Here is a 22781-nt window from a genome sequence, read left to right as displayed (position 1 = left end):
GGGTTGTCGCTAGGCGGCGATTGAGCTAAGCCTAGGAGCATACATAAGTATGTGACTAGGATTAGGGAATGAAGCCAACACCGCGACAGCGCAAAATATGACGAGTATTTAGTCTTCGTCGTTATACGCAGGCCCCGCGTAATTATCAAAGCGCGACCATTGACCATTAAAGGTCAAACGTACCGTACCAATGGGACCATTACGTTGCTTACCAAGGATAATTTCAGCGACACCCTTGAGTTCGCTGTTATCGTGATAAACCTCATCACGGTAGATAAACATAATCAAGTCGGCATCCTGCTCAATAGACCCCGATTCACGTAAGTCAGAGTTAACAGGGCGTTTATCGGCGCGTTGCTCAAGGCTACGGTTTAACTGAGATAGCGCAACAACAGGGACATTTAACTCTTTGGCTAGTGCCTTAAGGGAACGAGAGATTTCGGCAATTTCAAGAGTACGGTTATCGGAAAGTGCAGGAACACGCATCAATTGAAGGTAGTCAATCATGATCAAACTTAACCCACCGTGCTCACGGTAAATACGCCGCGCACGAGATCGCACCTCCGTCGGCGTCAGGCCTGAGGAGTCATCGATATACATATTGCGCTTTTCCATCAAGATGCCCATGGTGCTTGAAATTCGCGCCCAATCCTCATCATCTAACTGCCCAGTACGAATACGAGTTTGGTCAACACGGGATAATGATGCCAACATACGCATCATGATTTGGTTACCTGGCATCTCCAAACTGAAAATAAGCACCGGTTTTTCCTCGGTCATTGCCGCATTTTCGCACAAGTTCATCGCAAAAGTGGTTTTCCCCATTGATGGACGTGCGGCAACAATAATTAAGTCAGAGCCTTGCAACCCAGCTGTTTTTTTATCGAGATCTTGATAGCCAGTAGAAACCCCTGTCACCCCATCGTGCGGTTGCTGATAGAGTTGTTCAATCTTTTCAACGGTTTCAGATAAAATGGCTTCGATGCCTTTTGGCCCTTCGTCTTTATTAGCCCGTGATTCTGCGATTTGGAAAACTTTAGTTTCCGCAAAATCGAGGAGATCTTCACTACTACGCCCTTGAGGATCATACCCCGCATCCGCAATATCATTAGCAACAGAGATCATATCACGCACAATCGCACGTTCGCGGACGATGTCAGCATAAGCATTAATATTCGCCGCACTTGGGGTATTTTTCGATAACTCTGCTAAGTAAGCAAAGCCCCCAACACTATCCAGTTCACCTTGTTGTTCAAGGGATTCTGATAAGGTGATTAAGTCAATGGGCTTGCCCTGCTCAAGCAGGATCTGCATTTGTGCGAAAATAGTACGGTGGGGACGGCTAAAAAAGTCGGCATGAGTGACTCGTTCAGAGACGGTATCCCAACGCTCATTATCTAACATTAACCCCCCTAAAACAGATTGCTCCGCCTCAAGGGAATGCGGTGGAAGCTTCAAACCTTCCATTTGGTGATCCCGGGGGGCATCTGTTTTAAAATTCGATGAGGGTTTTTTAGCCATACATTTGCATCCAAGTCTATAATTAACGAACAGCTTCTAGTATACGCCAATCTGATTTTTGTTGTGGCATTCTTTGCACCTTCACGCGAGAGAATTGCCTGATAACGCTTTCAACAAAAAGCACAAACCAATAATTCTTCTGATTGAAAGATGGCGTTATAGTAAACCTATTGATATTGTAAATAAAATGAATAGTCCTTATTGGAGATTGTCATGGCAAAACGTATTGAGTTCGCACAACATGGCGGCGCTGATGTACTTAACTTAGTAGATTATTCCCCAGTAAATCCGGCAGATAACGAAATTCAAATCGAAAACCGTGCTATTGGTATTAACTTTATCGATACCTATGTCCGCAGTGGTTTATATCCTGTCGCTAAACTTCCCAGTGGTCTAGGTACCGAGGCTGCTGGTGTTGTCGTTAAAACCGGAGCTCACGTTACGGGTTTCAAACCGGGCGACCGTGTCGTTTATGCTCAAGGCCCTTTGGGCGCTTATAGCGATGTACATAATGTCCCAGAGAGTGCGGTTGCGCATCTCCCCGATGGGATAACCTTTGAGCAAGCCGCAGCAAGTTCATTAAAGGGGATGACCGTCTATTATTTATTCCATCAAACTTACCAACTTAAGCAAAATGAAGTATTTTTGTTCCATGCCGCAGCGGGGGGTGTGGGCTTAATCGCATGCCAATGGGCAAAAGCATTAGGTGCAAAAATGATCGGTACTGTAGGCTCCGCAGATAAAGCGCTGCGTGCTAAAGAAGCTGGTGCATGGGACGTAATTAATTACCAATCTGAAGATATCGCAGCTCGTGTTAAAGACATCACTCATGGCGAAAAAGTCAATGTGGTTTATGATTCTGTAGGGCAATCCACATGGCTGGCTTCTTTAGATTCACTAAAACGCCGCGGGTTGATGGTAAGTTTTGGTAACGCATCAGGCCCGGTTTCGGGTGTGAATTTAGGGATTTTAAACCAAAAAGGTGGGTTATACGTCACTCGTCCATCACTTGGGGTATATGTCACAAACCGTGCTGAGTTGGACCAAGCCAGCAACGCATTGTTTGACATGATTTTAAGCGGCAATGTGAAGGTAGATGTGCCGCAATCGCAAATTTTTGCTCTGAAAGATGCGCAAAAAGCCCATGAAACAATTGAGTCAAGAAAAACCCAAGGCTCGAGCTTGCTTATTCCATAACATAATAAGTAACGCCGAATAGAGCTGAAAAGCACCTTACGGTGCTTTTTTTATAGGTAAAATATGTTACTCACCCCGGGTAACAAACGCCAACGCTTGCTCAACGACCGCTAAATCCGCGCCTTTTTTATGGGCATTCTCACTTAAATGGCGGCGCCATTGGCGAGCACCAGGAATACCTTGGAAAATCCCTAACATATGGCGCGTCATATGACCTAAATAAGCGCCTTTAGTGAGTTCATTTTCAATATATGGATACATTTCTCGTACTGCATCTACCCCATTCGTAATAGGAAAATGCTCACCAAACAATTGGTTATCTACAGCAGTTAAAATCGATGGGTTTTGATACGCTTCACGCCCGACCATTACGCCATCTAAATGTTGAAGATGCTCTTTCGCCTCTTCCAACGTTTTGATACCGCCGTTAATCGCCATAGTTAAATGCGGAAAATCGCGCTTTAATTGATAAACACGCGGGTAATCTAATGGTGGTATTTCACGGTTTTCTTTTGGGCTCAAACCGGATAGCCATGCTTTACGAGCATGGATAATAAACATTTCACAGCCGCCTTGAGTCGAAACTGTTTCAATAAAATCACATAAAAATTGGTAGCTATCTTGCTCATCAATGCCAATACGTGTTTTAACTGTGATCGGAATAGTTGCCGCATCTTGCATTGCTTTCACACAATCAGCCACCAACTGCGCATCCCCCATTAAACAGGCACCAAAACGCCCATTTTGAACGCGATCTGAAGGGCAACCCACATTTAAGTTAACCTCATCGTAGCCACGCTCTTCGGCTAATTTTGCGCATTGAGCTAATGCAGCAGGGTCGCTTCCCCCAAGTTGTAGAGCAACAGGGTGTTCCTCTTCACTAAATGCGAGGTAATCCCCTTTTCCGTAAATAATCGCCCCTGTTGTCACCATTTCAGTATACAACAAGGTATTTTTGCTTAATAAGCGGTGAAAATAACGGCAATGACGATCGGTCCAATCGAGCATTGGCGCAACGGAAAAGCGGTTTAGGTTATGGTAGCCTTGTTTTGGGGTATTTTGATGCATGCTGCTCTTTTGTGTTGATGTTGAAAGCCATTGAATAGCCCCTAACAATGATAAAGGGCCAATAATAAATAAAGGAGAGTATTATAACATAGACCGTTTGGGATGCGATGTATTCGCACAGATATCAATTAAGGCGTGGATGATATAACAATACCCCGATAGGGATTTCTCCGCTATCAGGGGGCATGTCATTTTTCAGTTGCAATCCTTAAGTAAAATCCGAAATTTTGGACAAAATATTTAATTAAGATTAACAACCCAACATATTATTTAGTTTCTGCGCTCATTGTGACAAAATTACCCATACGTGCACTGGTAATGGTGTAGCTATCTGCACCCGCAGCTTTTGCTTTTGCCGCAATAATCGCTTCTGCTGAGTCTAAGGTATCGCTAGTTGCAGTTAAGGTTGCAGCGGAAGCACCAAAAGCCATTACCGATAATACAGAAGCTGCCATTAAAGTTTTAAACATGTTCATAATATAATTCCTTCGTTCGTTATAGGGGGAGGCAACCCGTGTTGCCTTCGATGGAGGTATCATATCGCCAAACCATATTTAAGTTAAAGCTAATAATATCGCTGTTCATATTCAAATTATTTGAATAATAAAAACGCAATTAAATAAACTCGTTGAAAGAGAATTAAAGTGACCTATCACGTTTTGTGATAGCCTGATTAAATCGTCATTCAGGGTAATAACCCCCTATTCCATAGGATTTTTATATGCCACTTGGTAATCGAAAACTTCCTCATTTTAAATACCACCCAAACCCTATTGAAACCAAAGCGTTTCTTACTGACAAAACTGTCACCTGTGATTGTTGCCGGCAACTTACAGATATTTATTATGAAAGCCCTTTTTACTCCATTGAGGATATCAACGCATTTTGCCCTTGGTGTATCGCAAATGGCTCTGCTAGTGCAAAATTCGATGGGGAATTTCAAGACCCAGAATGTGTGGAAGGGATCGATTGTGAATATGATAATAACGGCGAGTTTTTACAGACTATCACCCCCTATCCAAGCGAAATGTTTGATGAGCTAATCAAACGCACCCCTGGTTATCATGGTTGGCAGCAAGAGACTTGGCTGGCTCATTGTAATGAACCCTGTGAATTTATAGGTTACGTTAGTTGGAAAGACATCAAAGATAGGCTCGACGAGTTTGTTTCCCTTGCTGACGATGTGGCTGATTATGGTTTTTCAGTGGAAGAGCTAGCCACTATTTTAGATGAAGATGGAGCCGCACAGGGCTATTTATTCCGTTGTTTACACTGCCAAAAATTACGTTTGCATTTTGATTTCAGCTAATCAATAAAAAGGGCTGCACGAGGCCATATTGGCCTCGCATTGACCTTTAAGGAGCCATCAATTCTACGATTTGCTCTGCAAGCTCTGGGGTTGCAGTAGAGAGCAAGCTCCCTGCAAACATGGCTTGTGTGCGTTCACCATTCAGCCCACAAACCTCACCTCCTGCCTCTCGAATACAAGGAATGAGGGCAGCGCTGTCCCATGGTTTCATTATGGTATCAATCGCACCATGAATACGACCAGATGCAACCATAGCATGTTGGTATGCATCATTTGCAAAAATAAAATCACGCGCTTCGCCCACGATGGCATCAAGATGATAAATTTGCGAGCCTTCAGAAGAATTATAATGACTGCTGTGGATCCCAGATGCACTGATTACAGCTTCTGATAATGATTTAGGGGATTGTTCGCCCAATTTCAGTTGCCGTAACGATTGCCCTGAGCTTTCCAACCAGCAACCTTCCCCTTGAGATGCATAGAACATCGTTGATATAGCAGGGAAACTAATGACACTTAGGAGTGGCTCCCCATTTTCAACATAAGCAATTAACGTACTAAAAAGCGGCACACCATAAATAAATGCACGCGTTCCATCAATTGGGTCGATAACCCAACCCGAACTAAACTTTTGCTCACCTTCAAAACCAAATTCTTCACCTAAAACTAAGGTATTAGGTGTACGCTTCGCAAACAGTTCCCTGATTTCTTCTTCAACTCGGATATCCGTTTCAGTCACTACCGAGCGATCGGGTTTATAGTCAAATTTCCCCGCGCTATAGAAAGCTTCTACCGTCATTGTTTTGACTAGTTTAGCGGCTTCAAGTGCGATATCTAACATGAGTATGCTCCTGATTGAAAAAAGAAAACCAGTATAACTGACAGGTCACTCAACCAAAGAGGGTTTAAATGCCTTGTTCACTGCTGAATAAGCCATTCCCAAGCTAAATTTGTTGTAGTGAAACATCACCAAAAGTCATAAAAACCAACGTGTGACCCGCGACACCTCGGTAAACACCTTGCTGGTTGTTTAATTCGCAAGCTAACGCGGTGAGCTGCCAAGCGTCATATTCTTCAATGTCGCTCACTCGTGCGGTCAACAACGGGTTATCACTGCGCTCACCATAGGCTTTAACTGCAATGGCATCATGTGTAAGCGCGGGTTGGATCGAACTATTTGCCCAACTCCACATCCAACTGCCTTGGTTTTGGTCATATGTTCCAACGATTTGTACCGGTGCAGTCGCCATTACATTGTCTGGAGCGTGAAAAATAATCGTCCCTTCGTCTTGGTCTACCGACCAATCGGCTTGGTCCAATTTCCACGTGTCACAATGAAACTGATTTTTAGCTTGTAAGGCATTCATACTGCGTTCAATAAGCGCCTCGTAAGGCATTTGTTCTAATTCGTTATTCATGAGTTACCTAATATTTTTTAACGCATTGATGACCAACTGCCAAAATTTATGGTGGTCTAACTTAACTGCGACCTGTGTATGGCAGTCAGCTGGTGCTGGGTGACGGAAATCAGCTACCGTCATACCTAATGTCAATGACCCTGTTAATTCGATATCAATAGGAACTTTTTGTGTAGTAATAACTGAAGGATCAATCACATAAGCTACAGCGCAAGGGTCATGAACCGGAGGAGCATCAAAGCCTTGAGCTTGTTTGTACATTTTCCCGAAAAAATCCAGAAGTTCCACAACAAATTGCGAACAATCACTACCTATCGCTGCAATTTCATTTACAACATCCGGGGTCGCGAGGGCTTGGTGCGTCAAATCTAACCCCACCATGGTCAGTGGCCATTTTTCATTAAAAACAATATGGGCAGCCTCTGGGTCAATTTTGATATTAAATTCCGCGACTGCGCTCCAATTCCCCACATGGTAGCCACCGCCCATCAGCACCACTTCCTTCACCCGCTCCACAATGCGGGGCTCTAGACGAGCAGCAAGCGCAATATTGGTTAATGCCCCTGTTGGTACTAACGTTACCGTTTTAGGGGGGTGTGACATAATGGTATCAATAATCAATGAAACAGCATGTCTTTCATCTAATTTAAGTGTGGGCGTTGGTAAAATAGGGCCGTCTAACCCTGAGTCCCCATGTATGTCTGGTGCAACTTCGCTATTACGCACTAATGGGCGAACAGAGCCCGCGGCAAAAGGAACCCCCGTGATCTTAGCCATTTCAGCAATCGCTAGAGCATTATAAGTGACTTTTTCGAGGGTTTGGTTACCTGCAACGGTTGTTACAGCCAATAAATCAATGTCTGGGTTGCCGTAAGCCAGTAATAATGCAATTGCATCATCATGACCAGGGTCGCAATCAAGAATTATTTTTTTGCTCATACCTTACCTTATCAATAAATGAGGAGTCAGCTATGACTAGTCTGACCCCAATGTAACGAGCTAATAAGGTAAAATCTATGCTTACTATCTGAATAACTACAAAATTACTTTAAAACATGTGCATAGACACGTTTTTTCTCACCTTCATTCTTGGAAATATAAACGCCTTGTAATTCAGGAGCAAAACCCGGTAGAGCGTTGATCCCAGCTTCAAGAGCTTTGAAGTAACGCAATACAGGGCCTGACCAAACTTCCCCTGGCACAACACACAATACCCCAGGAGGGTAAGGCAAGGCTCCTTCAACGGCAATACGCCCTTCTAATTCATCCAAGGGTAGTAACTCACAGTTACCCCGAATAAATTCAATATGGGCTTGCTGAGGGTTCATTTTTACCTTAGGGAAATGTTGCTTACGGAACATTTCTTTTTGCAATTGCTTAATATTATCGTCAACGCTGAGTTGGTGCATTTCTTGGCACAGACGGCGTAACGTATAACCATGGTAATGGCTTTCATAACGCTGATAAACCGACGGTAATACGTCAACTAATAATGCATCTTCATCGAGTAATTGCTCAAAGCGAACTAAATGAGACACCAGCAATTCCAGCTTTTCGCGCGTTTCCGCTGGTGTTAATAGAAATAGAATGGAGTTTAAGTCGCATTTTTCAGGGATCACACCATGTTCACGTAAAAAATGCGCCAAAATAGTCGCAGGTACACCGAAAGCCTCATATTCACCACTTTCGACGTCGATACCCGGTGTCGTTAACATTAATTTGCATGGGTCAACGAAGTATTGATCCTGTGCATAACCATCAAATGCATGCCAACGTTGCTTAGGGATAAAATTAAAAAAGCGCTGCTCACTCGCAATTTGCTCAGTAGGATAATCCTGCCATAACTTGCCATCAACCATTTCAGGAATAAAGGGCTTAAAGTAACGGCAGTGCTGAAGTATGGATTTTCTGACTTCAATGCCCACTTTTACGCAATCCATCCACATCATATTGCCGGCAGCGCCTTGATGTATACGTGCATTGACATCCAGAGAAGCAAATAGTGGGTAAAATGGGCTCGTAGAGGCATGCATCATAAAGGCATTATTGAGTTTTTTATGAGAAACAAAACGCTCTTGACCTTTGATGTGATTATCTTTTTTATGGATCTGTGAGGCTTGAGAAAACCCGGCTAACTGCTTATGGACGGACTGAGTGACCATAATACCAGGGTCATTTTCAGTTAATTCGAGCAGTAATGGCGAGCACTGACGCATCATTGGTATAAATTGCTCATAACCAACCCATGCAGAATCGAATAAAATATAATCACATAAATGCCCAATTTTATCGACCACTTGTCGTGCGTTATACACTGTTCCGTCATAGGTGCCTAATTGGATCACCGCCAATCGAAACGGCCGTACAGCTTGCGACCGTTCTGGCATAACATCTGTAATTAATTCACGTAAATAAGTTTCTTCAAAGCAATGTGCATCAATACCACCGATAAAGCCAAATGGGTTACGCGCCGTTTCAAGATAAACCGGTGTCGCCCCCGCTTGGATCAATGCGCCATGATGATTTGATTTGTGGTTATTACGGTCAAATAATACGAGGTCGCCCGGTGTTAATAAGGCATTTAATACCACTTTATTCGACGATGAAGTGCCATTTAGGACAAAATAGGTTTTATCTGCATTGAACACTTTAGCCGCAAATTTTTGGGCTTCTTTCGCAGCACCTTCGTGGATCAGCAAATCCCCCATCGCAACATCTGCATTGCAGAGGTCGGTACGAAAAAGGTTTTCACCATAAAATTGGTAAAACTGCTCCCCCGTAGGGTGACGACGGAAAAATTGCCCCCCTTGGTGCCCAGGGCACGCAAAAGTCACATTATGACCCGCAGCATAATCCATCATTCGAGCAAAAAATGGAGGTAATAACTGCTCAAGATACTGATTAGCAGCATCAAGTAATTGGCGGCTATTTTCTTCACGCTCAGCAGGTGCTGGCGGCAAAATGGCCGTTAAATAAGGAGGTAATTTTTCATCCGTTGGTAGCTGTTTATCACTAATGATAAACAGCGGAATACTGAGCTGACTCTCAGCAACCCTTTTCCACAGCCCTTGGTTGGCATCTTGTTCAGATAGCACAACAGCAGCAATATTGTTTAACTGTGCATCGCGAATATCTACCCACTGAAATTCACCAGTAAAATAGATAGCGACCCCCTGGCTACATGCCACATTGATTTTATTCATAACAGTCTGGCTCTTAGTTAGCTGAGGAAAAGAGGCGGTCAATATACTTGATAGGTAGGGGAATTGGAATGACCTGCGCCTTGGCAAAAAAATCAGTAAAACAAAAAGTCGATTATTTTTTATAAGCCTCTGGTTAATAGCATAAAAATGCTAACAGCTAGCAGCTCAATTACCGAAATTTTATTTTTACATTTCAAAGATATAAAGACAAACCGACTAATTAATTAATAATTAACAATCAATTAGTCGGCTAATTTATCATGTGCGGAACGTTAGTTGTTTTTTTCCACATACAATGTTTGAGATGGGAATGCGAAGTCAGCATTATGACGTTTTACGATATCGATTATCTTTAAATATACCGCTTGCTGCGCAGCTAACCACTCTGCCCATACGGTTGTTTTCGTAAAACAATACACCATAATATTTAACGAAGAATCGGCAAAGGCATCAAAATATACTAATAATGTTTGCCCTGTATCGATATTTTCATCTTGTTTTAGCATCGTGCGTATCTCATCAACAATCGCACCAATTTTGTCAGCGTCTTCATAACGCAAACCAATTTCTGTTTTAATACGTCGATTAGTCATACGCCCAGGGTTTTCCACACTAATTGAAGAAAAAACTGAGTTCGGTATGTAGAGAGGTCGATGGTCAAAAGTAATAATTTTTGTGATCCGCCAACCAATTTCGACCACGGTACCTTCAATATTTCTATCTGGTGAACTGACCCAATCACCAATATTAAAAGGACGATCAAAGTAAAGCATTAACCCCGAGAAAAAGTTACTGAGAATGTCTTTACCTGCCATACCAATGGCTATACCACCAATACCACCAAATGCCATCAGCCCTGATAAGCTCATGCCAAAATGTTCACCAAAAAGCAGTACAATGATGACAAAAACTGTCGTTTTAAATACCCTAGCCACAATACGTGCTGATGTAGGGTCACTCCCTTTTTGAATTTGTTTCTTTTCTAATCGATTCGCTAATTGAAACAATTTTCGCATTAAAATTAAGGCGATGGCTGAAATTGTTAAAAAATTAACTAAAGACGTTGAAATAAAACTTAAATCAAAGTCTGTTGCTGCCATATCCACATACTGGGCCAATACAATCACAATGCCACAGAGTACAACTGTTTGAATAATATGGATAAGAATGCTTTTATTTTTGTGCTTATGCCTTTTATGAAGCACTTCAAAAACGACATACAGTGCAAGGCATGCTGCAATCAATGTCATTCCAATCGCATATTTTTCAAGTAACGCTTCTATCATCTCTAACCGCCCTAAAATTTAACCGATAGGTATTATTATTGTGAGTTAGTTCATTTTTGCTGCATGTTGTTATCAATTCATTTTGTTATTAAGATAACAATAATAAATATAATTTTCCCAATAATTATCAATTACTTTTTCGATAATCCAATAATGAATAACACACTATTTTCCCCTAACGAAAAAGAAATCTGCAACGTCCAGAAGCTGCGACCACAACAAAAATACACGTATTTTGTAGGCAAAATAGCCGATTGGGAGCAAGTTTGGGCAATCAGTGATGGAAATAGCCTTATTACAGTAAGAAACGGTATGCATGACCTTTCCCTCCCTTTATGGCCAGCTAAAGCATACGTAGAGCAGTGCTTAACCGGCAAATGGGCTCATTTTTCACCCATATTATTTTCCCTTGAGCATTTGATGACGGAAGTATTACCAGATATGCATGAAGCAAATATTAAAGTTGCAATAATGATGCAACCTGATAGAAAAAACATACTACTTTATGATGCAGCGAGGCTACTTTCTGATTTACAAGAAGAATGTCAACAATATGAATAAGGCAGCGAATCGCTGCCTTTTATCAAAGATCCCCTGAAAAATCGTCAATGACTATTTTTCAACCCCCGTTGTTACGGTAAATTGACGTGTTTCACCCGCTTGTAACCAAATTAATGTTTGGTTATTTTTTGCCGCCATAAAGCCTTCTGGCCGGCAAGTTGCAGGGAGTACAAACGCGCCAACCTTTTGGTCTCCATTATATAAAATCCAGCGGGTGGCATAATTAAGTTCATTCGAGTTAAAACGTGTGATGAACGTATTCCCATCTGGCGATGTCATCCTGAACTCTGGCTCGGTAGTATATTGGCTCAAGTTATCCATAAAGAAAACAATTTCAGGGTCACACATGTCTGGTTGGTCAAGTTGATTTAACGTCACTTTGCCTGATTTTAAGGACTCATTAAACTCAAGCCACTGCTCGGTTGGATGTACATGACCCGGTATTGATTCACGCAGCTTAATCGCATGTTCTGGGATATTTTGCGTCAATGTTGCCTTATCTACATAAGCATAATTCATATGGCACATATACTGGAGTGGCATAGGAACAGACGCCAAGTTTGTCACTGACATTTGTATATCAAATAACGTACTGTTTTCCTTTAATAAAACTGATGGGGTAGCGCGATAATGATGACCAAAACCCATCACATACTCATATTCACCGACAATTTTTAAGCTATCTTCTGTCAGCTCAAACCAACTGCTATCCATTGATGCACAAGGCATTTCTCCATGCAATGGGTGAGTATCCTCTGGTGAAGGGCAGCCATTACTGATTAAACCTGAGTGAAAAGCAAAGCAACCATACGTTTCTACGACTGTTGGGACACGTTTCGGGGCTGAAAACATATTTTCCATTTTCAGATTTTGGCCACAAAATTCAGCATCCCAAATCATTTGCCCTAAAAAAGGTAAAATAGTTAAATAACCTTGCTGATTTTCAATACGTAAACCTTCTACGCCCGTTTGATAACGGAAAGCTGTCGCAGAAAATTGGTCATTTTGTAAAATAAGGGTCGGTTTTTCCGTAAATAAGCTTCTGTGAAGTGGTATTAGTGTATTCATTTTCATACTCACGGTTTGATTAAATGGATGGAATTGGGTAGCTCACACTACCCAAATTGATTCGCTGAATTATTTTGCTTCTTGTTTTGCTTTAAAACGGCGTTCACCAACAAAGTAAATACCAACATAAACAAAGCACAACATAGAAACCAAGAATGAAAGCTGTAAAGAGTGCAACATATCAGCGACATAACCTTGTACCGCAGGGACAACTGCAGCCCCAACAATCGCCATCACAATGACCGCACCCGCCATTTCAGTATGTTCATTATCGACTGTATCCAAAGTGCCCGCATAAATAGTCGCCCAGCAAGGTCCAAATAAAATGCTCACCATTACAGCGGCGTACACCGCGGTAAAACTTGGAATAAATGCAACATAAATAAGGAACAGAGCACCAATCACAGAATAGATAATTAATACTTTTTCTGCGTTAAAACGAGTCATTAAGATATTGGCGATAAATTTACCAATAAAGAAACACGCAAAGCTATATACCATGAAGTTCGATGCATCACGTTCGTTAATATCGCCCATTTCCAACGCTAAACGAATAGTGAATGACCAAACAGCAACTTGCATCCCAACATATAAGAACTGAGCAATAATCCCTTTTCTAAAACGGCTATTTTTGGCTAAATACTTTAACGTATCGATCGCAGAGGGGCGTTTGTGATCCTGAGTTTCTGCAACTTTACATTTAGGAAACTTAGTAATAAGGAATAAGATCATCACCACGACCAATACCATGATCATATAACGATAGGGTTCGAGTGTATTTTCTAACATCGCTAGGCGGAATTCATGAATTTGTTCCGCATTCATTCCCGCCATTTGACTTTGCAGGCTATCTCCTTCGGAGAAAACGAGATATTTACCCAGTAAAATCCCCCCAGCCGCACCGATAGGGTAAAAGGTCTGGCTAATATTCAAACGAAGTGTAGCGTACTGTTTTGGACCAATCATCGAACTATAGGTATTTGCTGCGGTTTCAAGGAAACTTAAACCAATAGCAATCGCGAAAATTGCCGCCAAAAACATCGTATAGGTTGCCATATGTGAAGCTGGGAAGAACAAACTACACCCTGCGATGTAGAGGATTAGCCCCACCATAATAGTGTATTTATAGCTGGTTTTTTTGATCACCAAAGATGCAGGGATCGCAATCAAAAAGTACCCACCATAAAACGCACTTTGCACTAAAGCTGATGCAAAGTTACTAAGTTCAAAAACACTTTTAAACTGTGTGATCAAAATGTCATTTAATGCCGCTGCACAACCCCAAAGAGGAAAAAGGCAGGACAGTAGGATAAATTGAAATAGAGGAGTCTTACTCAGGTAGCCATCCGGTAACTGAGTGATGTTCTTAATGTTCATAGTAACCCTTATAATTTTATAATTTATACCCGATGACTTGCTATTCAGTTCTAGTGACTGATTAATACATCAAAGGGTATACAGCTACGTTGACTATTATTATTTAGCTATTTGTTAACTGTGTTGATTTGCACAAATTCCGTAAATTGCTCAACACTTGGATAAGAAGATTGAGTCCCTTTCCCTGTCACACTAAATGCAGAAAACATCACTGCTTTTTTCAGTGCTTCTTCAATATTCCCGGTGTGTACATAATAATGAGAAAAACAGCCAATAAAGGCATCTCCAGCGCCACTGGTATCAATGGCATTTACTTTGATAGCAGGTATATACAACTCACTATCGCGCGTCATCCACAAAGCCCCTTTATCACCAAGTGTGACAATCAGGTTTTTTAGGCCTTTATCCAATAGTGATTGTGAAGCTCGGCGGATGTTGTCCATCGTGTCGACTGGCATATTGGTTAGAATTTCTAATTCCGTTTCATTGGGTACAAAGAAATCACAACGGCAGGCAAAATCTAGATCGAGCGTTCGTTGAGCGGGGGCCGGGTTAAGTAATACGGGTATCCCATGCTTGTTACCAAAAGCGATCGCGTGATACACCGTTTCGAGTTGGACTTCTAATTGTAGGACGATCAGTTTGCATTTTTTTAGATCTTCAGCAGCCCGATCGATATCCTCTGGTGATAAAAACTTATTCGCTCCTTTAACGATCAAAATACTATTAGACGAATTTTGATTAACAAAAATTGGCGCGACACCACTTGAAGTACACGGAACTTTTTCCACATAGCGCGTGTTAATCCCGTAAGATTCAAGATTACGGATGGTGTTATCTGCAAAGATATCATCGCCGACTTTAGTTAACATAATCACTTTAGAATTCAATTTAGCCGCAGCAACAGCTTGGTTCGCACCTTTACCGCCGCAACCAATTTTGAAAGCTGGCGCTTCTAGCGTTTCGCCTTCTTTTGGCATTTGATCGATATAAGTGATCAAATCAACCATGTTTGAACCAATAACTGCTATATCCATAATGTCCCTCGTGTTAAATAAATCACATAATGATATGATACTAACATTATCATGTTGCAAAAATATCATTTGTGATTAGGATCTCGAATAACGAATGATCAAGTGTTACATCTACCACATTTCCTCATTCTTTGTTGTCTTATCCACATTTATATAGGAAAGTTGAAAATGCAAGACTTAGCAAAATATATTGATCACACTTTACTCGCTGCTAATGCAACTGTTAGTGATATCACAAAATTATGTGCAGAAGCGGCAGAGCACCATTTTGCCTCAGTATGTGTCAATACAGGATATGTGCCTTTAGCCAGTGAGCTGTTAAAAAACAGCGACGTTAAGGTTTGCTGTGTGGTAGGCTTCCCTTTAGGTGCATGTTTAACTGAAGCTAAAGCTTTTGAAGCGGCTGAAGCCGTGCGCCGTGGAGCTGATGAAGTTGATATGGTCATCAACGTCGGGATGCTAAAAAGTGGTGATTTAGACTTTGTTCGTCAAGATATTGAAGCTGTTTTTGCCGCTTGCGGTAACGCAACACTCAAGGTTATCTTAGAAAACTGCCTACTAACAGATGAAGAAATTACACAAGTTTGTGAAATTTGCCGCACAATTAAAGTTGGTTTTGTGAAAACTTCAACAGGTTTCAGTACAATGGGGGCGACTGAACACCATGTTGCTCTAATGCGTAAAGTAGTCGGCAACGAAGTTGGTGTAAAAGCGTCTGGCGGCGTTCGCGATCGTGAAACTGCCATTAAAATGATTGAAGCTGGTGCTAACCGTGTTGGCGCTAGTGCAAGTGTTGCAATAGTCACGGGGAATAATGACCAGCCAAGTGACTACTAAATGCTGGGGCGCGGTCTGACCGCGCCAATTTTATGTATTACAAAAGGACTGTAGGGTGATAGAAACTAAACAAAAAGAACGCCTTCGCCGCTTAAGTGAATGTTTAAAACGTTCAGGACGCATTCATTTAAAAGAAGCCGCTAGAATACTCGAAGTATCAGAAATGACCATTCGACGAGACCTTAGCGCAGATACCGAAGGCCCTATCCCAATGTCGCTACTCGGTGGCTATATTGTTTCTGTTACCCAACCCGCCAATTTAATCGCTCAAGAACAACAAGCGGATATTTTTACCCCAGACCAAACCGAAGCACTGTATATTCCAAACCTTGCCGCGAGTATGGTTACTGAAGATGATGTGATTTTCTTTGATAATGGTATTGAAATGGCAACATTGATTTCTCTTATCCCAGAGGAGATCAGTTTCACTGGAATTTGTTACTCACATAACGTTTTTTTAGCGTTAAGCCAGAAGAAAAATGCCACCGCCTTGTTATGTGGTGGTGAATATCGGCCAAAAAGCGATTCCTTTTACAACCCTTCATTACCTTCACTACTCGATTCAATTAACCCCAAAAAAGCCTTTATCTCTGCGGCTGGCGTACACGGGAACTATGGTGTGACTTGCTATAACTTGGATGATTTACCCATGAAGAAAAAAGCCATGGAAAAGTCCATTCGTAAGATTTTATTAGCGCCCTATAACCTATTTGATGAAGTTGCTACAGCCAATATGGGGGAATTGTCACAATTCGATGTGATAGTCACCAATCGCCAACTTTCCGATGAATACGAAACTTACTGCCGCAATGGTTTTGTGAAAGTGATTTTTTAAAAAAATTATCATTAAGCGGGCCGTTTATTACCCGCTTAAATTAAATTTTCACGGTTAAATAATCCTCTGCCATTATTGTGGCTGGGAATATTGCTTGGCACTCAGCAAGTAACCTTGGGATATCATGAGTCATATAACGCCCACTCAAATGGGTTGCAATAAAGCGTTTTACCCCAGCAGCACGAGCTAATCGAGCTGCTTGTTCCGTAGTTGAGTGCCCGCGTTCATTGGCTTTTTCCGCAAATGCTGCTTCTAAAGTGGTTTCATGCACCATAACATCTGCATTTTTAGCGAGTGCTAGCCCCTGGTCGGTTGGCTGAGTGTCACCAAAAATTGCAATCACTTTACCAGAGATAGGTTCGCCTAAATACTCCGCGCCATTCACAGTTCGACCATCTTCCAAAGTGATTGTTTTACCCGCTTTTAGGTCTTGCATCCACGGCCCCCGAGGGATGTTATCTTGCGCGAGTCGCTCTGCATCTAAAGCCCCGCTCTTTGCATGCTCTTCAATACGGTAGCCGTAGCATTCCACTCGGTGGTCAAGGGGGTAAGCCGTCACAATCAATTCGCCATCATCAAATAACTGCCCAGCTTGAATTTCAATGATGTTGAGTGGATAAGTCATATAAGACTCACTCACACTCAAAACGGTTTCAACATATTGTTTCAACCCTTTCGGACCATATAGCGTCAAAGATTCTGTTGCGCCCCCCATTGAGCGGCTGCATAACAAACCCGGTAGCCCAAAAATATGATCGCCATGTAAATGTGTAATAAAGATCTTGTCAATTTTTGGCGTTTTAAATGGGCTATTTAAAATACGGTGTTGTGTGCCTTCCCCGCAATCAAATAACCAATAGCTTTTTCGAATACCGACCAAATTTAATATCATACTGGTGACATTACGCTCTTTCGTTGGCACACCAGCACTGGTTCCTAAAAATGTAAGCTCCATACTACCCTCATCTAATCCATTGTTTTTATTATAGTAAGATTTTTTCCAATGACAATTTTATTGATTTTACCCAGTCACTTATTCGATATTTTTCAATTATCAATAAACGCGGTCATTCCAAATAATTCCAATATAAAAACCGCTTTTCCATATTATTCCAAGTAATTCCCAAGCGTTTTTCTCAATACTTGTTCCAAAATAACGGAAATGAATATCCAATCTAGGAATGTATTTAATGAATTGCCCTAAAGACAAACGCTCTCATCCTTTAGCCTTATTTATGGCAGCTTGGTCATTGACCATTATGCCAATGTTGCCTAGCTATGCAAAAATGCTCGAACCGAAAGAATTACCGCTTTTAGGCAGCACAGTAGAAAACCCTGAAAATAGCACCATGGAACGTGACTTAGCACAATACAGTAAAACAACTGCAACACTGCTATCTCAACAAAAAAATAGCAATGATATCGCTGAGATGGCACAAAGTTACGCGTTTAACCAAGCCGCTAATGTTGCAATAGACGAAATTACCCGTTGGTTATCAAAAGCCGGTAATGTCAAATTAAGCCTAAATGTTGATAAAAAATTATCCCTTAAAAGTAGCCAATTTGACTGGCTAATCCCTTGGTATGAACAGGCTGATATGCTGTTATTTACCCAACATAGCATTCATAATACCGATGGAAGGTTACAAAGCAATAATGGTATTGGGTTACGCCAGTTCAACGACCGCAACACAGTTGGTATCAATGCTTTCTTTGACCATGACCTTTCCCATTATCATTCCCGTTTAGGCATCGGTGCCGAATATTGGCAAGATTATTTAAAACTCACGGCGAATAGCTATTTACCTGTTTCTGGATGGCGTAGTACATCGGCATTATCTCAAGCCTATAATGCACGCCCTGCCCGCGGTTGGGATGTACAAGCAGAGGGGTGGTTACCTGCTTACCCTCACCTCGGCGGTCATCTTAAATTTGAACAATATTTCGGTCAGGATGTTGCTCTTATGGGGAAAAATAAACGCCAAAAAGACCCAACAGCAGCCTCAGTTGGTGTCAATTGGACCCCAATTCCCCTAGTCACCTTGAGTACTCAGCATAAAGTCAGTAGTGGATTACATGATACCAGTGCCAAAATGCAGTTTACTTGGGCATTTGATAAAGCATTCGCTGAGCAAATGGACCCATCGAAAGTAGGCGACTCCCGTCGAGTGTCTAGTAACCGCCACGATTTCGTTAATCGAAATAACAATATTGTTCTAGATTACCAAAAGAAAACCGTTATTCAGTTAAAGCTCCCAGAAAAAATACAAGGTGAAGCAGGCCAAGAATTACAACTTGTACAATCAGTTACAACTCAATACCCCCTTAAAAAAATTGTCTGGAACTCCCCTGAATTATTCGCTGCTGGGGGTGTTATTAGTTCATCAGGTCAAAATGCTAGGTTAAAATTGCCAGCATATAAAATGGCCTCAACCCCTTCAGAAAGTAAAAAATTGAACCGTTATCATTTAAGTGCCGTTGCTTATGATATTAATGGGAATACATCATCAACAAGTGAAACACTGATTGAAGTCACGGATACCATCGCCACAGCAACCAGCCCAGCACAAATACAGGGTATTAATATCAGTAAAACAGCATCATTGGCGGATGGCAAAGAAGCCAATATAGTTTCCGTTTATATTACCGATGCTAAAGGTAACCCTATCGCAGGGAAAACCGTCAATTTTAGCGCCACGCTAGGTAAAATTGACGCTCATGGTGTGACAAACCAACAGGGAATGATTGACATGCCCCTGACCAGTATGATGAGTGGTATCAGCGAAGTTACCGCATCTGTCGATGGTCATACTGAAACCGTTGCCGTCTATTTTATCAGCGGTCATTTAAACAAAATTAAAATTCTTAACACCAGTACAACCTATGCTGGCGCAGAGACGACCATTTCACTCAGACTCATTGATGAAAATGACAACCCTATTTCTGGTGCCGATGGGGTCATTATGATCAATATGGGTAATAAACAAATCCCAGTAGAAATCGAAGAAAACTCCGCCAACCTAGGTGAATATAGTGGAATACTTGCAGGGCAAATGGAAGGTGATTACACCATAACTGCTTCTTTACAGGGAAAAACGTCACCAGAGTACACTTTAACTGTAAGCTCACCACTCACCGTCGATGCGATCAACCCTGACGGCAGCGGCCCTCAAGGTCAGTTAGGTGTTGTTGCGCATGTAGAAATCACCACAAGAGCAACCAGTAATTTGAACGTCGGTGATGATTTACTACTTACCGTTACCCTCAGTGATGCATTTGGTAATACACTTGAAGGTATAGACCCTCGTAATATCGACCTTGGAAACCATAACGCTAATCTTGTCGGTTGGTATGAAGAGCGCGATGGGGATTATTCTACCTACTTAACATTAACAGCAGCCGGTAACCTTGATATTGCAGCCTCAATCAATGGCCACTCAACACAAACAACGGTCTCAGTAAGCCAAGTAACACCTTAAACACCCTATTTCCCCCCGTATATAGGGGGGAATGAAAAAACCTTACCAATCAATTGGTAACCATACCATTCCAAACTTTTCCACTACGCTAACTTAATTTCCGTTTAAGTCCAATAAATTCACAAGCATATACACCACTCCCCCCTGACAATAGCAACGTTAATATTGATATCAGGAATAAGTTCGATGGCTCCCCTTTCGTCAAAATTGAAACCAACGTTCTCGAATCGCTTGGCGCTCGCCGCTGCCATTGGGTCTATCGCCATTATGCCGGCCATACCCAGTTACGCCCAAATACTCAGTACGGACAACTTACCTACATTGGGATTGGGTAGCGATGCCTTTCAATTTGACCCACTTCCCTCCTCTGATGGTACTGAACGCTTTCTGGCTAAATATGGGCAGAATGCGGCAAACTTGACCTCTGAGGAAAACAAGACAAAAAACCTCTCGGAAATGGCACAGGACTATGCTCGTCAAAAAGCAGCTGATGTTGCCACCGATGAAATATCTCACTGGCTGTCAAAAGCTGGTAATGCTAGGCTCAATATTAACCTTGATAAACAACTGTCGATTAAAAATACCCAATTGGACTGGTTGATACCTTGGTATGACCAACCCGATTTGTTACTGTTTTCCCAACACAGCATTCACCGAACTGATGGCAGGCTGCAAACTAATCACGGTATAGGGTTACGCCACTTTAACCAAAATAGCATGATGGGTCTGAATACCTTTTTTGACCATGATTTATCCTATCATCATTCCCGCTTAGGATTTGGCCTAGAATACGCACAGGATTACGCCAAAATCAGCGCTAATAGCTACTTAAGGCTATCTTCTTGGCGCAGCACATCAGAATTAAAAGATGATTATGATGCGCGCCCTGCCAATGGGTGGGATATTCAAGTCGAAGGGTGGCTTCCTACTTATTCAAACTTAGGCGCTAACTTAAAACTAGAGCAATATTACGGTGATGACGTCGCTTTATTTGGTAAAAATAAACGTCAGAAAAACCCTATGGCCACCACTGTTGGTGTGCATTGGACCCCTTTCCCATTGCTGGGTATTAATGCAGAGCATAAAATAGGAAATGGCAATACCAACGAAACTCGTGTAAACCTCGGTTTAACCTGGCTATTAGGCAAAAATCTAGCGCAGCACCTTGACGCTTCAGCAGTCGATGCAACTCACCGTATTTCCAGTAACCGTCATGATTTTGTTAATCGCAACAATAATATTATTTTGGAATATCAAAATAAAAACTTAATTTTGCTGTCATTACCTCAGGTTATTCAAGGCGTGACCGGCGAAGAAGTGTCTATTATTCGCAACTTAATCTCAGAGTATCCTCTCGAAAAAATTATTGTTGAAGCCCCTGAGTTGGTAGCGGCAGGTGGTAGCATTACGCTAAATGGTCTCAAGAGTTCAGTGAAGTTGCCCTCTTACAAAATAGCGGAAAATGACGTTAAAAACCAACAACTCAACCGATATCGCCTAACAGTAACCGCTTATGACATTAAGGGGAACATGTCACCACAAGCTGAAACCTTAGTTGAAGTGTCCAATACTGGCTTGCTCGCTATCATCCATAAAAATGGTACAAAAAAGAGTAATGTTATAGCAAATGGTCGAGACCCAAATGTATTCACTGTAGTTATTAAGGATTCGCTTGGACATACCGTCCCAAATGCAAAAGTGAATTTTACCCTACCCGCTGGGCTTACCTCGTTCAATCAAAAAAATACAAGTTATTATTCGTTATTTAACCATTTTATGTGGAAAGCACAGGTCGCAAAATCCGCTTCAGAACAAGAGTTCGCCATTATCGCTAATAGCAAAGGAGAAGCTTCTATTCAATTTACAGCTTCGGTATCAGGGAGCTACGCCTTAAAAGCCAGTACGCAATATGGTGCAGAAATTAACGAACAGTTTAACTTTAAACCCGATATTGATCAGTCGTTTATCGGCAGTATAGAGATTATGCAAAACAATGCGTTGGCAGATGGGAACAGTAAAAATAAAATTAAATTTCATATTGTGAATAATAGCCGACAAAGTATCGCAGGTGCACAAGTGCATTTTAGTGGTAAAAATGTCGCTATTTCACCGACGATACCTACCGATGAGCAGGGAAATACCGAATTAGAAATCAGTAGCTTAACTGCTGGAACAACAGAAATCATTGCCACTCTTAATGGTGATAGCAGGGTCATACCGGTTAACTTTATAGACAAAAATGCCACGTATCACAGTCAAGAAAACCGTATCGTTTATAAGGGGGCCTTATTTAGGCAGCCCACTCATAAACCTGCCCCCCAAACAGACTCATTGTGGCATTTATTCGGTCAATTATTTTAATTATATGGATACCCCTCACTTGAGACCACGCCATAAAATAAAAATAGTGGTTTAACTCTTAGCTCATTATTACCCCTTAAATGGGGCTTTTTTTTATTTTTTAGTAACGAACTGATGACGGCCACAAACCGCGACTAAATTTAATATTATTCCAATAAGAATAGCGTTTATACCATCTATTGATTAATTTGAAATGCATAATTTCCAACCCATTATTTCACCCT

Annotated in this window: 19 protein-coding genes; 7 read left to right on the top strand and 12 right to left on the bottom strand. The window is 41.7% G+C overall.

The window, feature by feature from the left end:
• Positions 1 to 108: 108 nt before the first annotated feature.
• Positions 109 to 1521, bottom strand: a complete 1413-nt coding sequence (gene dnaB, locus ACPEH5_RS16030; protein ID WP_042848859.1) for a replicative DNA helicase — start codon at positions 1519 to 1521, stop codon at positions 109 to 111.
• A 213-nt stretch (positions 1522 to 1734) separates the two neighbouring features.
• On the opposite strand from dnaB, the gene ACPEH5_RS16025 reads away from it, so the two are divergent.
• Positions 1735 to 2718: a quinone oxidoreductase gene (locus tag ACPEH5_RS16025; protein ID WP_042848860.1), complete on the top strand. Its 984-nt coding sequence runs from the start codon at positions 1735 to 1737 to the stop codon at positions 2716 to 2718.
• A 66-nt stretch (positions 2719 to 2784) separates the two neighbouring features.
• Here ACPEH5_RS16025 and dusA read toward each other — a convergent pair whose 3' ends face one another.
• Positions 2785 to 3786, bottom strand: a complete 1002-nt coding sequence (gene dusA / locus ACPEH5_RS16020) for a tRNA dihydrouridine(20/20a) synthase DusA (RefSeq protein ID WP_042848861.1) — start codon at positions 3784 to 3786, stop codon at positions 2785 to 2787.
• A gap of 266 nt (positions 3787 to 4052) precedes the next feature.
• Positions 4053 to 4262: a YdgH/BhsA/McbA-like domain containing protein gene (locus tag ACPEH5_RS16015; protein ID WP_042848863.1), complete on the bottom strand. Its 210-nt coding sequence runs from the start codon at positions 4260 to 4262 to the stop codon at positions 4053 to 4055.
• 245 nt (positions 4263 to 4507) lie between these two features.
• On the opposite strand from ACPEH5_RS16015, the gene cbrC reads away from it, so the two are divergent.
• A complete protein-coding gene (gene cbrC / locus ACPEH5_RS16010) occupies positions 4508 to 5095 on the top strand; it encodes a PF03691 family colicin E2 tolerance protein CbrC (RefSeq protein ID WP_281110891.1) in 588 nt (195 codons plus the stop codon).
• Between the two features lie 46 nt (positions 5096 to 5141).
• Here cbrC and ACPEH5_RS16005 read toward each other — a convergent pair whose 3' ends face one another.
• The 5 genes from ACPEH5_RS16005 to ACPEH5_RS15985 all read right to left on the bottom strand — a co-directional run bounded on the left by ACPEH5_RS16005 (position 5142) and on the right by ACPEH5_RS15985 (position 11002).
• Positions 5142 to 5936, bottom strand: coding sequence for an inositol monophosphatase family protein (locus ACPEH5_RS16005; RefSeq protein WP_048608751.1), 795 nt, complete (start codon positions 5934 to 5936; stop codon positions 5142 to 5144).
• 103 nt (positions 5937 to 6039) lie between these two features.
• Positions 6040 to 6513 carry a DUF6882 domain-containing protein gene (locus tag ACPEH5_RS16000; protein WP_048608753.1) on the bottom strand — a complete coding sequence of 158 codons (474 nt, stop codon included), beginning with the start codon at positions 6511 to 6513 and terminating at the stop codon, positions 6040 to 6042.
• A gap of 3 nt (positions 6514 to 6516) precedes the next feature.
• Positions 6517 to 7452, bottom strand: coding sequence for a nucleoside hydrolase (locus ACPEH5_RS15995; RefSeq protein WP_042848868.1), 936 nt, complete (start codon positions 7450 to 7452; stop codon positions 6517 to 6519).
• 104 nt (positions 7453 to 7556) lie between these two features.
• Positions 7557 to 9716 carry an ornithine decarboxylase gene (locus ACPEH5_RS15990; RefSeq protein ID WP_166686077.1) on the bottom strand — a complete coding sequence of 720 codons (2160 nt, stop codon included), beginning with the start codon at positions 9714 to 9716 and terminating at the stop codon, positions 7557 to 7559.
• 272 nt (positions 9717 to 9988) lie between these two features.
• Positions 9989 to 11002: a mechanosensitive ion channel family protein gene (locus tag ACPEH5_RS15985; protein ID WP_042848870.1), complete on the bottom strand. Its 1014-nt coding sequence runs from the start codon at positions 11000 to 11002 to the stop codon at positions 9989 to 9991.
• 153 nt (positions 11003 to 11155) lie between these two features.
• Between ACPEH5_RS15985 and ACPEH5_RS15980 the strand changes: the two genes are divergently transcribed.
• Complete coding sequence (locus ACPEH5_RS15980) at positions 11156 to 11563, top strand: DUF2750 domain-containing protein (protein WP_131680245.1); 408 nt, start codon at positions 11156 to 11158, stop codon at positions 11561 to 11563.
• A gap of 51 nt (positions 11564 to 11614) precedes the next feature.
• Here the strand turns inward: ACPEH5_RS15980 and ACPEH5_RS15975 are convergent, their stop codons facing one another.
• The 3 genes from ACPEH5_RS15975 to rbsK all read right to left on the bottom strand — a co-directional run bounded on the left by ACPEH5_RS15975 (position 11615) and on the right by rbsK (position 15045).
• Entirely contained in the window at positions 11615 to 12631 is a 1017-nt protein-coding gene (locus tag ACPEH5_RS15975; protein ID WP_226693417.1) for an aldose 1-epimerase family protein, read from the bottom strand.
• 69 nt (positions 12632 to 12700) lie between these two features.
• Positions 12701 to 14008 (bottom strand): L-fucose:H+ symporter permease, encoded by a 1308-nt coding sequence (gene fucP / locus ACPEH5_RS15970; protein WP_042848871.1) that lies wholly within the window; start codon positions 14006 to 14008, stop codon positions 12701 to 12703.
• Between the two features lie 107 nt (positions 14009 to 14115).
• The gene (rbsK, locus tag ACPEH5_RS15965; protein WP_042848872.1) at positions 14116 to 15045 is read right to left on the bottom strand and encodes a ribokinase; all 930 of its coding nucleotides are present in this window, start codon (positions 15043 to 15045) and stop codon (positions 14116 to 14118) included.
• A 168-nt stretch (positions 15046 to 15213) separates the two neighbouring features.
• On the opposite strand from rbsK, the gene deoC reads away from it, so the two are divergent.
• Together deoC and deoR are read left to right on the top strand one after the other, a co-directional pair.
• Positions 15214 to 15882 carry a deoxyribose-phosphate aldolase gene (gene deoC / locus ACPEH5_RS15960; RefSeq protein ID WP_042848873.1) on the top strand — a complete coding sequence of 223 codons (669 nt, stop codon included), beginning with the start codon at positions 15214 to 15216 and terminating at the stop codon, positions 15880 to 15882.
• A gap of 55 nt (positions 15883 to 15937) precedes the next feature.
• Positions 15938 to 16717: a DNA-binding transcriptional repressor DeoR gene (gene deoR / locus ACPEH5_RS15955; RefSeq protein ID WP_042848874.1), complete on the top strand. Its 780-nt coding sequence runs from the start codon at positions 15938 to 15940 to the stop codon at positions 16715 to 16717.
• Positions 16718 to 16757: 40 nt separating this feature from the next.
• Here deoR and rnz read toward each other — a convergent pair whose 3' ends face one another.
• On the bottom strand, positions 16758 to 17672 hold the full coding sequence (gene rnz / locus ACPEH5_RS15950; RefSeq protein ID WP_210814130.1) for a ribonuclease Z: 915 nt from the start codon (positions 17670 to 17672) through the stop codon (positions 16758 to 16760).
• A 235-nt stretch (positions 17673 to 17907) separates the two neighbouring features.
• On the opposite strand from rnz, the gene ACPEH5_RS15945 reads away from it, so the two are divergent.
• Positions 17908 to 20196 (top strand): inverse autotransporter beta domain-containing protein, encoded by a 2289-nt coding sequence (locus ACPEH5_RS15945; protein WP_164975533.1) that lies wholly within the window; start codon positions 17908 to 17910, stop codon positions 20194 to 20196.
• A gap of 186 nt (positions 20197 to 20382) precedes the next feature.
• The gene (locus tag ACPEH5_RS15940) at positions 20383 to 22557 is read left to right on the top strand and encodes an inverse autotransporter beta domain-containing protein (RefSeq protein WP_198861116.1); all 2175 of its coding nucleotides are present in this window, start codon (positions 20383 to 20385) and stop codon (positions 22555 to 22557) included.
• The last annotated feature ends 224 nt before the right edge of the window (positions 22558 to 22781 follow it).

The organism is Providencia sp. NPDC089933 (assembly GCF_049545585.1).
Taxonomy (GTDB): Bacteria; Pseudomonadota; Gammaproteobacteria; order Enterobacterales; family Enterobacteriaceae; genus Providencia; species Providencia huashanensis.
Note: the sequence above shows the minus strand (reverse complement) of the source record. Positions and strands in the feature narration are given on the sequence as shown.